The 12,175-nt window shown below is 40.6% G+C and carries 12 protein-coding genes; 8 read left to right on the forward strand and 4 right to left on the reverse strand.

Features of this window, described 5'->3' with window-relative positions:
* The first annotated feature begins 252 nt into the window (after positions 1–252).
* The 8 genes from N8L90_RS00165 (at position 253) to N8L90_RS00200 (ending at position 8,678) form a co-directional block, all read left to right on the forward strand.
* Positions 253–1,713 carry an aminotransferase class I/II-fold pyridoxal phosphate-dependent enzyme gene (locus tag N8L90_RS00165; RefSeq protein ID WP_153226185.1) on the forward strand — a complete coding sequence of 487 codons (1,461 nt, stop codon included), beginning with the start codon at positions 253–255 and terminating at the stop codon, positions 1,711–1,713.
* Positions 1,714–2,574 (forward strand): polyamine aminopropyltransferase, encoded by an 861-nt coding sequence (gene speE, locus N8L90_RS00170; protein WP_000366713.1) that lies wholly within the window; start codon positions 1,714–1,716, stop codon positions 2,572–2,574.
* Complete coding sequence (locus N8L90_RS00175) at positions 2,571–3,830, forward strand: saccharopine dehydrogenase family protein (RefSeq protein ID WP_261023746.1); 1,260 nt, start codon at positions 2,571–2,573, stop codon at positions 3,828–3,830. The genes speE and N8L90_RS00175 overlap by 4 nt, the downstream gene beginning before the upstream one ends.
* Positions 3,830–4,957, forward strand: coding sequence for a carboxynorspermidine decarboxylase (nspC, locus tag N8L90_RS00180; RefSeq protein WP_261023747.1), 1,128 nt, complete (start codon positions 3,830–3,832; stop codon positions 4,955–4,957). The genes N8L90_RS00175 and nspC overlap by 1 nt, the downstream gene beginning before the upstream one ends.
* A complete protein-coding gene (gene aguA / locus N8L90_RS00185) occupies positions 4,954–6,039 on the forward strand; it encodes an agmatine deiminase (RefSeq protein ID WP_261023748.1) in 1,086 nt (361 codons plus the stop codon). The genes nspC and aguA overlap by 4 nt, the downstream gene beginning before the upstream one ends.
* A gap of 9 nt (positions 6,040–6,048) precedes the next feature.
* Positions 6,049–6,924, forward strand: a complete 876-nt coding sequence (gene aguB, locus N8L90_RS00190; protein ID WP_261023749.1) for an N-carbamoylputrescine amidase — start codon at positions 6,049–6,051, stop codon at positions 6,922–6,924.
* A gap of 177 nt (positions 6,925–7,101) precedes the next feature.
* Complete coding sequence (locus N8L90_RS00195) at positions 7,102–7,803, forward strand: response regulator transcription factor (RefSeq protein WP_261023751.1); 702 nt, start codon at positions 7,102–7,104, stop codon at positions 7,801–7,803.
* Positions 7,800–8,678, forward strand: a complete 879-nt coding sequence (locus tag N8L90_RS00200; RefSeq protein WP_261023752.1) for a sensor histidine kinase — start codon at positions 7,800–7,802, stop codon at positions 8,676–8,678. Before N8L90_RS00195 ends, N8L90_RS00200 begins: the two co-directional genes overlap by 4 nt.
* A gap of 39 nt (positions 8,679–8,717) precedes the next feature.
* Here N8L90_RS00200 and N8L90_RS00205 read toward each other — a convergent pair whose 3' ends face one another.
* From N8L90_RS00205 to N8L90_RS00220, 4 genes are all read right to left on the reverse strand, one after another.
* The gene (locus N8L90_RS00205; protein ID WP_000581964.1) at positions 8,718–9,470 is read right to left on the reverse strand and encodes an ABC-2 family transporter permease; all 753 of its coding nucleotides are present in this window, start codon (positions 9,468–9,470) and stop codon (positions 8,718–8,720) included.
* A 10-nt stretch (positions 9,471–9,480) separates the two neighbouring features.
* A complete protein-coding gene (locus N8L90_RS00210; protein WP_261023753.1) occupies positions 9,481–10,389 on the reverse strand; it encodes an ATP-binding cassette domain-containing protein in 909 nt (302 codons plus the stop codon).
* Between the two features lie 141 nt (positions 10,390–10,530).
* Positions 10,531–11,340 (reverse strand): Cof-type HAD-IIB family hydrolase, encoded by an 810-nt coding sequence (locus tag N8L90_RS00215; RefSeq protein WP_023942454.1) that lies wholly within the window; start codon positions 11,338–11,340, stop codon positions 10,531–10,533.
* Between the two features lie 267 nt (positions 11,341–11,607).
* On the reverse strand, positions 11,608–11,895 hold the full coding sequence (locus N8L90_RS00220; RefSeq protein ID WP_001145222.1) for a DUF3270 domain-containing protein: 288 nt from the start codon (positions 11,893–11,895) through the stop codon (positions 11,608–11,610).
* Between the last annotated feature and the right edge of the window lie 280 nt (positions 11,896–12,175).

Consider the following 12,175-nt stretch of genomic DNA (forward strand, 5'->3'; position numbering starts at 1 on the left):
GTTAGGACGCTTGTCCTAATTCATAAATTTTTAGTGTGGTGAAAGCACACGTCATCTTGTGAAACGATCAATAAAGTACGTAATATTTGCTACTAGAGAGTTAGGAAACATCGGGAACAGACATACTCAACAGAAACAAACATAAAAACGTCAGAAGATTGCAGAGCAGGTGAAAACCTGCTCTTTTTTCATGAGTCAACCTTTAGTTCCTTAGTTTTCATAAGGTCCTAAAAATATTGAAAGGAGTATGTCTTGAAAGAGTTAGATCAAAACCAAGCCCCAATTTATGAGGCCTTGGTGAAGTTACGCAAGAAACGGATTGTTCCCTTTGATGTTCCAGGTCACAAGCGTGGACGGGGAAATCCAGAACTTGTCGAACTGTTAGGTGAAAAATGTGTTGGCATTGATGTCAATTCGATGAAACCCTTGGATAATTTAGGCCATCCTATTTCGATTATTCGTGATGCAGAGGAGCTGGCTGCAGATGCTTTTGGAGCTAGTCATGCTTTTCTAATGATTGGTGGAACAACTTCATCGGTACAGACTATGATTCTGGCAACCTGCAAGGCTGGAGATAAGATTATTCTGCCACGAAATGTCCATAAATCTGCTATCAATGCGTTGGTTCTATGTGGTGCCATTCCCATCTATATCGAAATGAGTGTAGATCCTAAGATTGGTATCGCTTTAGGTCTTGAAAATGATCGAGTAGCACAGGCCATAAAGGATCATCCAGATGCCAAGGCAATATTGATTAACAATCCTACTTACTACGGAATCTGTTCAGACCTAAAGGGTTTGACAGAAATGGCTCATGAAGCTGGCATGATGGTTTTAGTAGATGAAGCCCACGGAGCGCATTTGCATTTTACAGATAAACTTCCAATTTCTGCTATGGATGCAGGTGCTGATATGGCAGCAGTTTCCATGCATAAGTCTGGTGGGAGTTTGACACAAAGCTCGCTTCTTTTAATCGGGGAGCAGATGAATCCTGAATACGTTCGACAGATTATCAATCTGACCCAGTCTACATCTGCCTCTTACTTGTTGATGGCTAGTCTAGATATTTCACGTCGCAACTTGGCCCTTCGTGGTAAAGAGTCTTTTGAGAAGGTCATTGAGCTATCCGAGTATGCTCGTCGTGAAATCAATGCTATCGGTGGCTACTATGCCTATTCAAAAGAGTTAATAGACGGAGTGTCCGTTTGCGATTTTGACGTGACCAAGTTGTCAGTTTACACTCAGGGTATTGGCTTAACAGGTATCGAGGTTTATGACCTCCTACGAGACGAATACGACATTCAGATTGAGTTTGGTGATATTGGCAATATCTTGGCCTATATTTCGATTGGTGACCGTATCCAAGACATCGAGCGCTTGGTCGGTGCTCTGGCTGATATCAAGAGACTATACTCACGAGATGGGAAGGACTTGATAGCTGGAGAATATATCCAGCCCGAGTTGGTCCTTTCTCCTCAGGAAGCCTTCTATTCAGAAAGAAAAAGTTTAACCTTGGATGAGTCTGTTGGACAAGTCTGTGGGGAATTTGTCATGTGCTATCCTCCAGGAATTCCTATCTTGGCTCCTGGAGAACGCATTACACGAGAAATTGTCGACTATATCCAATTTGCCAAGGAACGTGGTTGCTCCCTCCAAGGGACGGAAGATCCCGAGGTCAATCACATCAACGTCATTAAGAGAAAGGAGAACTAGATGGATTTATGGTTTTCTGAAGTTCATACTCCAGATGTGAAATTGTCCCTGAGAACAGCCAAGCAACTCTACGCTGGTAAAAGTGAATGGCAGGATATCGAAGTCTTGGATACACCAGCTTTTGGGAAAATACTGATTTTAAATGGGCATGTATTGTTTTCAGATGCGGATGATTTTGTCTACAATGAAATGACCGTTCATGTTCCCATGGCTGTCCACCCAAATCCAAAGAAAGTATTGGTTATTGGGGGTGGTGATGGCGGTGTCGCCCAAGTATTAACACTCTATCCTGAGCTGGAACAAATCGATATTGTGGAACCAGATGAGATGTTGGTTGAAGTCTGTCGTGAGTATTTCCCAGACTTTGCTGCTGGGCTAGATGATCCTCGTGTTACCATTTACTACCAAAATGGGCTACGCTTTTTGCGAAACTGCGAAGATGATTACGATATCATTATCAACGATGCGACAGATCCATTTGGACATACGGAAGGGCTCTTTACCAAGGAATTTTACGGAAATAGTTACAGAGCCTTGAAAGAGGACGGTATCATGATATACCAGCATGGTAGTCCTTTCTTTGACGAAGATGAATCTGCTTGCCGAAGCATGCACCGCAAGGTCAATCAAGCCTTTCCAATCAGCCGAGTTTATCAGGCCCATATCCCAACCAGTCCAGCTGGCTATTGGTTGTTTGGATTTGCATCGAAAAAATACCACCCTGTTAAAGATTTTGACAAGGAAGGTTGGAAAAAACGCCAGCTTTTCACAGAATACTACACTGCAAACTTACACGTGGGAGCCTTTATGTTGCCCAAGTATGTTGAGGACATTTTAGAAGAAGAGGAAGGAAAAAAATGAGTCGTTTACTAGTTATTGGATGCGGGGGCGTTGCCCAAGTTGCTATTTCAAAGATTTGTCAGGATAGCGAAACGTTTACAGAGATTATGATTGCTAGCCGTACCAAGTCAAAATGTGATGACTTGAAAGCTAAACTGGAAGGCAAAACAAGTACAAAGATTGAGACAGCTGCCCTTGATGCTGATAAGGTTGAAGAAGTGATTGCCCTGATTGAAAGCTACAAGCCAGAAGCAGTTTTGAACGTAGCACTACCATATCAAGATTTAACCATTATGGACGCATGTTTGGCGACTGGAGTTCACTATATTGATACAGCCAACTACGAAGCAGAAGACACAGAAGACCCTGAGTGGCGTGCTATCTACGAAAAACGCTGTAAGGAACTTGGTTTTACAGCCTACTTTGACTACTCATGGCAATGGGCTTATCAGGAAAAATTCAAAGAAGCTGGCTTGATCGCTCTTCTTGGTTCTGGATTTGACCCAGGTGTGACTAGTGTCTTTTCAGCTTATGCCCTCAAACACTATTTTGATGAAATCCACTATATCGACATTTTAGACTGTAATGGTGGTGACCACGGTTATCCGTTTGCAACAAACTTTAACCCAGAAATCAATCTACGCGAGGTTTCTGCGCCAGGTTCTTACTGGGAAGATGGAAAATGGGTCGAAGTTGAAGCCATGTCTATCAAGCGCGAGTATGACTTCCCTCAAGTTGGACAAAAAGACATGTACCTCCTTCACCACGAAGAAATCGAATCATTGGCTAAGAACATTCCAGGTGTTAAACGGATTCGTTTCTTTATGACTTTTGGTCAATCTTATCTAACGCATATGAAATGCTTGGAAAACGTTGGTCTCCTTCGTACGGATGCCATTAACTTCAACGGACAAGAAATTGTTCCAATCCAATTCTTGAAAGCCTTGCTTCCAGATCCTGCAAGCCTTGGTCCACGTACAGTTGGTAAAACCAATATAGGTTGTATCTTTACAGGTGTCAAAGACGGTGTTGAAAAGACCATCTACATCTACAATGTTTGTGACCATCAGGAATGTTACGCAGAAGTTGGTTCACAAGCCATTTCTTACACGACAGGCGTTCCAGCTATGATTGGGACAAAGTTGGTTATGAACGGTACTTGGAAACAAGCTGGAGTGTATAACCTTGAAGAATTGGATCCAGATCCATTCATGGAAGCTTTGAATGAGTATGGTTTGCCATGGGTTGTGGTTGAAAATCCACAAATGGTGGACTAATGAAGCTAGAACAAGTACCAACACCAGCTTACGTCATTGACTTGGCCAAGTTAGAAGCCAATTGCCGTATCCTACAATATGTTCAAGAAGAAGCTGGTTGCAAGGTTTTGCTTGCCCAGAAGGCTTATTCACTCTACAAAACCTATCCCTTGATTAGCCAGTATCTATCAGGTACGACAGCCAGTGGACTCTATGAAGCTAAGCTAGCTAGAGAAGAATTTCCAGGAGAAGTCCATGTATTTGCGCCTGCTTTCAAGGATGCGGACTTGGAGGAATTGTTAGAGATAACAGACCATATCGTTTTTAACTCTGAGAGACAATTGCGTAAACATGGGCCTCGTTGTCGGGAGGCTGGTGTAAGCGTGGGTTTGCGCCTCAATCCTCAGTGTTCAACTCAAGGAGATCACGCGCTCTATGACCCTTGTGCACCTGGCTCTCGTTTTGGAGTAACTTCAGACAAGATACCGAGTGATTTGCTGGATTTGGTGGATGGTCTTCATTTTCACACCCTTTGCGAGCAGGGAGCAGATGATTTAGAGACAACTTTGAAAGCAGTAGAAGCGCAGTTTGGTTCTTATTTGCATGAAGTAAAATGGCTCAACATGGGTGGTGGTCATCACATCACAAGAGAGGACTATGATGTGGATTTGCTGATTTCAGAAATCAAGCGTATCCGAGAAACTTACAATCTTGAAATCTATATCGAGCCGGGTGAAGCCATTGCGCTCAATGCAGGTTATCTAGCAACTGAAGTATTAGATATTGTCGAAAACGGCATGGAAATCTTGGTTTTAGACGCCTCTGCGACCTGCCATATGCCTGATGTACTTGAGATGCCCTATCGCCCACCTTTGAGAAATGGCTTTGAGGCACAGGAAAAAGCCCATACCTATAGACTTTCTTCCAATACTTGTCTGACGGGTGATGTGATTGGTGATTATAGCTTTGAAAATCCAGCTCAAATCGGTGATAGACTTTATTTCGAAGACATGGCTATTTACTCATTTGTTAAAAATAATACCTTTAACGGTATTGGATTGCCAAGTCTCTATCTTATGGACGAACAGGGAGACTGTAGCTTAGTCAAATCCTTTGGCTATAAAGATTTTAAAGGGAGATTATCATGATGGACACTCCCAAAAAATTAGGCTATCGCATGCCAGCAGAATACGAGCCCCATCATGGTACCCTCATGATATGGCCGACTCGACCAGGTTCATGGCCTTTTCAAGGTAAAGCTGCTAAAAAAGCATTTAGCCAGATTATCAAGACTATAGCAGAGGGGGAAAGAGTCTATCTTTTGGTGGACCAAGACTACTTAGTTGAAGCCCAAGACTACCTTGGAGATAGCGTTATTTATTTAGACATTCCCACCAATGATGCCTGGGCGCGTGATACTGGCCCAACCATTCTTATCAATGATAAAAGAGAAAAGTTGGCAGTAGACTGGTCTTTCAATGCTTGGGGTGGTGCTGTTGATGGTCTCTACCAAGACTACGAAGCTGATGACCAAGTAGCCAGTCGTTTTGCTGAGGCCTTGGAAATGCCTGTTTACGATGCCAAACCTTTTGTCCTAGAAGGCGGAGCGATACATAGCGATGGTCAAGGAACCATTCTTGTGACTAAAAGTTGCTTGCTTAGTCCTGGTCGCAATCCTCACCTGACTAAAGAGGAAATCGAGTATATCTTATTAGAGAGCCTTGGAGCTGAAAAAGTTATTTGGCTTCCTTATGGTATTTATCAGGACGAAACCAATGAACACGTTGACAATGTTGCTGCCTTTGTTGGTCCTGCAGAACTTGTCTTGGCTTGGACGGACGACGAAAGTGATCCTCAATATGCCATGTCAAAAGCAGATCTCGAACTCTTAGAGCAAGAGACAGATGCAAAAGGTCGTCCCTTCATTATTCATAAATTGCCTATCCCTGCAGTTCGACAAGTTGTGACAGAAGAAGATTTGCCAGGCTACATCTATGAAGAAGGAGAAGAAGAGCGATACGCTGGTGAACGACTAGCAGCTTCCTACGTAAACTTTTATATCGCCAACAAGGCAGTCCTTGTTCCCCAGTTTCAAGATAAAAACGATCAAGTAGCCTTAGATATCCTCAGTAAGTGTTTCCCAGACCGTAAAGTTGTCGGAATTCCAGCCAGAGATATTCTCTTAGGTGGTGGCAATATCCACTGTATCACCCAACAAATCCCAGAATAGGAGAAAAAGATGAGAAATGTAAGAGTTGCAGCCATTCAGATGCAATGCGCCAAGGATGTGGCAACAAATATCCAAACCGCAGAGCGTTTAGTACGTCAGGCTGCAGAACAAGGTGCACAAATTATTCTTTTACCCGAATTATTTGAACGTCCATACTTTTGTCAGGAACGACAGTATGACTACTACCAGCATGCCCAGTCGGTGACAGACAATACAGCTATTCAGCATTTTAAAACTATTGCCAAGGAGCTAAAGGTCGTTTTACCAATCAGTTTCTATGAAAAAGATGGCAATGTCTTGTATAACTCTATTGCTGTCATTGATGCAGATGGGGAAGTGCTGGGTGTTTATCGAAAGACCCACATACCAGATGACCATTATTATCAAGAAAAGTTCTATTTCACGCCTGGCAACACTGGTTTCAAGGTCTGGGATACTCGCTATGCCAAGATTGGGATCGGTATCTGTTGGGATCAATGGTTCCCTGAAACAGCGCGCTGTCTTGCATTGAATGGTGCTGAATTGCTCTTTTATCCTACAGCCATCGGTTCAGAGCCAATTTTGGATACAGATAGTTGTGGTCACTGGCAACGTACCATGCAAGGACACGCAGCGGCAAATATTGTTCCAGTCATCGCAGCCAATCGTTATGGCTTGGAAGAGGTCACGCCTAGTGAGGAAAATGGTGGACAGAGTTCCAGTCTTGACTTCTACGGTTCATCCTTTATGACGGATGAAACAGGAGCTATTCTAGAGCAAGCTGAAAGACAAGATGAAGCTGTTCTATTAGCTACTTATGACCTAGACAAGGGAGCAAGCGAGCGCCTAAATTGGGGACTGTTTCGAGATAGAAGACCCGAAATGTATCAACGAATTACGGACTAGTAGGGGAGAAATGGGATATTCATTCTGCTAGACTAACTTCTTATTAGCAACAAAAAATACTATGTTATCTAACAAGTAGATTTTATATTTTAATCCTCTAAGGCTTTCTCGCGCTTTTATGCGAGGAGCTTTTTATCAATAAAACATGCTATAATAGTTGCAGAAAGGTTGGTATTTATGGCTAGGATATTGGTTATTGAAGACAATAGTGACATTCAAGAGATTTTACGAACACTTCTTACTGAGGAGCATGATGTGATTCAAGCCTTTTCAGGAACTGAAGGCATCATGCGTTTTGACCAAGGTGGGATTGACCTCGTTTTGCTAGATATCATGCTTCCTGGGAAAAATGGGGATCAGGTTTTAAAAGCTATCAGGGAACAAAGTCAAACTCCAGTCATTATGCTAACGGCTTTGAGCGATAAGAAGTTAATCAGTCAATACCTCTTAGACGGTGCAAATGATTACATAGTCAAGCCTTTTGATTTGGATGAAGTCTTTGCCAGAGTTACTGTTCAATTACGTCAAAGCGTAGAAAAACAGCCTATGGAAATAGAAAAAACTGAAAATCTGCCACAAAACTTGAAAAATATCCAGTTTGATGCAGAAAGTTTTGAAATCAAAAATAGCCAGGAAACGATTCGCCTTGCTAAGAAAGAATGCTTGATTCTCCAAACTCTCCTTAAACACCCTAAGAAAATTTTTACAAAAGAAGAACTTTATGAATTGGTCTGGGAGGATAGCTATCTACCTGGAGATAATACCCTCAATACGCATTTGAGTAATCTTCGAAAAAAATTAAGCCAGCTTGACCCAAATCAAGAATACATTGAAACCATCTGGGGAGTTGGGGTAAGATTAAAAGGAGATAAGCAATGACCTACATGATAATTTTTGTCCTACTAGTACTCCTAATTATTTTATCGATTGCATTGATTCGCTATCATCTGGCACTTGAAAGCCTGAGTCAACAGATTGAAGACAAGATTCTCACGGGTAGTATGAAAAGAGTTGGAGTCAGCATTTTTTCCAAACATTTTTTACATCTCTACCAGCAGATTGAGAATCTATTTCAGGAAGTAGAACAATCTCGGTTGGTGATGAAAAGGGAAAAGCAGACTCTGGATATGGCCATCAGCAATATTGCCCATGATATTCGGACACCTCTGACTATCGCTTCAGGCTACACCCAACAATTGATAAAGTCTCCTGAAGACAAAGCAGAAACCTTACAAAAAATAGCCCAGCATCTTGATTTAGTTTCCAAACGTTTGGAGGCTCTCCTAGAATATCGTCGTTTGATGGAAGGAGCTGTCAAACCGAAACTGGAAGAAGTGGATTTTTCAGCTTTTATTACCAAGAAGACTTTGGCTTATTATGATGTTTTTCAGGCGGCAAATATCACGCTTGATTTTAAGGTTGAAGCTGGTTTAACAACGAGGACTGATGAAGACTTGCTGGATCGAATTTTACAAAATTTGCTTGGGAATGTCCTCAAACATGGCAAGGAAGAAGCGCGTCTATCTTTGCGAAAGGAAAAGGAACAGCTTGTCTTAGAGGTTGCAAACCTTGTCAAACAGCCCATCAAAAGAATAGAAAATCTCAGCAACCGTTTTTATTCTGAAAATCTATCTGATACGGAAGAATCCTCTGGTTTAGGCCTTTATATCACTGAGGAATTATGCCATCTTCTCGGTGCAGAGATGAAGCTAGCCACTGATGGTGAATGGTTTTCGGTCTTTATTTATTTTTAACAGAAGAAACCTCCTCTGTAGGCTAGAGGAGGTCATTTTTTATAGACTTTTCTTTTTGAAAACTGCCAGTCCACTTAGATTAAAGATTACAATAACAGCTAAGGTAACTATAAGTGTATAGAAAATGGATTCACTATTAGCAGTCATAGCATAGGAAAAATGCAAGGACAAATATGGTAAAAATTTGATATTTGGAAAAATGATCATTGGCATAGAAAGGATGATAGAGCTAATCAGATAACCAATAAATACGGCAAGATAAGAATGAGTCAGGTAGAGAATAAAGGAAATAATCGAAAGCCAAGCGAGAAGGCAGAGAAATTGAAGGAAAATCATTAAGAGGAGATTAGTAACAAAACCATCAGGTATCGTACCAAGTCCGTTTAGTAGAGTTGAGGGAACAAAAGCAATCACAAGGCTGGCGATGAGTTGTAAGAGAGCGATACTTGCTAGAACAAAGGATTTAGCGAAGAAAAACTCTGTACGAGAAACGCCAACTGTCAAACTATTTTTATAAAGCTTGCCGATTAGATCGACCCCAAGAACTAAACATGTTAGAATAATGCAGAGAAAAACAAGGTTTGAATCATTGCTAGACGCATTGATCAGAGCTTGAATACCGTCCCAACCATGGGTTGGAATTTCTGGTTCTTCTGTCTGGATTGCCATCAGATGGCCTGTAGCCCCGATAGTGGCACCCATTAGCAAGAGGACAAAGAGAATGAATTCTGTAATCCAGAATCCTTTGGAGCGGAAAAGACGGTAAAAGTCTGCTTGAATGGTATGTATCATGATTTTACTCCTATTGGACCAATTGAGTGAAGTATTCTTCTAGGTTTTGACGGGCATAGTAAATCTCGTCAATGGCAACATCTGCCAAGGTTAATTCCTTGAGAATCTGTTTGACATCTTGTTCCTGACCAAAGATGTGAATTTCATTTTCTGGATTAACAACCTTGAACTGGAGCTGGATTTGTTCTTTTAATACTTGACAAGCTTTCTCTTGGTCAGCTGTCTTAAGGACAATATAATCCTCACTTAGTGTCTCAAATTCAGCTTTGCTGATTTCACGGATAATCTTGCCTTGATCTAAAATACCAAAGCGATTTGCTACGAGATAGAGTTCTGACAAGATATGGCTAGAGATGAGAATGGTGATTCCTTTTTCTTGATTGAGGCGTTGAATCATGAGTCGAAATTCTTTGATACCGATTGGGTCGAGACCATTGATAGGTTCATCTAAGATCAGGAAGTCTGGTTTAGATAGGAGGGCAATGGCGATACCAAGTCTTTGTTTCATTCCTAGCGAGAAATCACGAAAGACTTTTTTACCTATATCTGCCAAACCTACATAGTCCAGCGTTTCTCGAATGACTTGATCAGCATTTGGAATATGGCGAATCATACAATAATATTTCAGATTTTGATAGGCTGTTAAGTGATTATGTGCTACGGGTGATTCGATCACTGAAGCTACTCGAGATAGAGCCTTGGTCCACTCATTTTCCGAATGGCTAGAAAAGAGGGAAACAGTTCCTTTATCTGCAAACAGTAGTTGCGTAATGATTTTTATCAAGGTGGTTTTCCCAGCTCCGTTCTTCCCTATAAGTCCATAAATATCTCCCTCTCTTATCGTTAAATGAAGATCCTGAAGAATAGCTTGTTTGTCAAAGTTTTTGGACAATCCATGAATGTCGAGTACTGTTTTCATGATTCTCTCCTTTTGATTTATTTTGTTAACTTTAGTATAAAGCATAGAAATCAAAGAAAGCTCAAGGATTTCTAAAGAGTTTCTAAAGTTTTAGGAATTCTTAAATATCAAAACCCAGTTGATATGAACTGGGCTTCTTAATTATAAAATATATTTCTCAATGGCACGCGCAACGCCGTCTTCTTCGTTGCTGGCTGTAACGGAATCCGCAAGAGATTTGACATAATCGCTGGCATTTCCCATTGCAATGCCAAGTCCTGCAAACTGGAGCATTTCGATATCGTTATTAGCATCGCCCATAGCCATAATCTCTGAGGAATCAATCTTCAAAATATCTGCTAGTCGTGAAAGAGCAGTAGCCTTTGTCGTTCCAAGTGGCATGGCTTCATAAATAACAGGCTGCGAACGAACTCCACTAAATCGTTGGCAGAGTTCTGTAGCAAAACGCTCTTCAAAATCGTCTGTTTGCTCCTCTGTACCTAAAAACATACCTTGGAACATGCGATACTTGCCACTAGTCGCTTCCTCAAGAGAAATTTCAGTCAGGTCTGAAAATACTAGTTTAGCATCATTTTGAACGATTTGATTGGGCTTGCCACCGAGGACAAAATAATGCTCCTCATCAAAAAGAGTCAACTGAACATCACTTTTTTCAGCTAGGTCATAGAGGTATTCAATGTCAGATGGACTGAGTTCTTGCCAGTCAACTAGTCCCCAGTCACTGGTCTGGTGAGTTGAACAACCGTTGTTAACAATAACATATTCGTTCCGGAGGTCAAGCCCCAGTTTTTTGTAGTAGGGGAGGACACCGAAAAGGGGGCGGCCCGTACAAAGTACCAGTTTGACACCTTTTTCAATGGCTTTGTGAATAGCAGTAATGTGAGCTTGTGGGATTTCCTTGGCTTCATTGAGGAGGGTTCCGTCCATATCCAAGGCTAGTAGTTTAATCATAAGTCTTCCTTCTTTATCTTTTGGTATTATTATAGCATATTTTGGAGAAGATAATGGTAAAAGGGTAGGGGGATTGATTTTACAGTTTAGGATGTTTGGAGAACGTTTATTAGAAAAGGTTACACGTTATTCAATTAAGTAAATAATTATATTTGGCAAGCTGGTCAAAAAAACAGAGGATTTAAGATGAATAACACATTTTTCATCTTAAATCCTCTGTTTTCCTTAATTTTTTACAAATCAACTTGATTAGACATGGGGTATGATTTATTTTCTAAATTTTCGTTTGATAATAGAGCGTTGGACTTTTAAAATAAGTAAGCTAAATCCGATTGCTACGACAAATGCAAGAGCAGTTGATAATTTTAATGCTAAAAAGATGAAACTAAAGATAGCAATGCAGATACAAAAAACAGCAATATTGATAAAAAATAGGATTTCCTTGAGATTGGCATCAGATTGTGCTTCAGGTGTATAATCTTGATAGCGAGGAATCTGATGATTTAATTCTTCTTGATAGTCTACCTCATAGGATTGTAATTTTCTTACAGGCATTATTCTCTCCTTAACTGTACATACCTATTTTATCATTTTTTAATCGGATAATTATTACAGTAAGGTTACAAAAAGAATAAAGTCCCTTTTCATTTTCAAACTATTGTTCAGGACACGATAGTTTGAAAATAATAGTACGCATAATATTAAGGTTGTTAAACACCTATTAAAAATAGATTAGTAGAAATTGAAACAGTACATTAATACTCTTCAAAACAAGTTAGCGTCATCTTGTATTAGGCAAATGTTACTAATTTAGTCCATTTTATCTACAATCAAA

Origin of the sequence: Streptococcus mitis, assembly GCF_946190115.1 — a bacterium.
GTDB lineage: Bacteria > Bacillota > Bacilli > Lactobacillales > Streptococcaceae > Streptococcus > Streptococcus mitis_CO.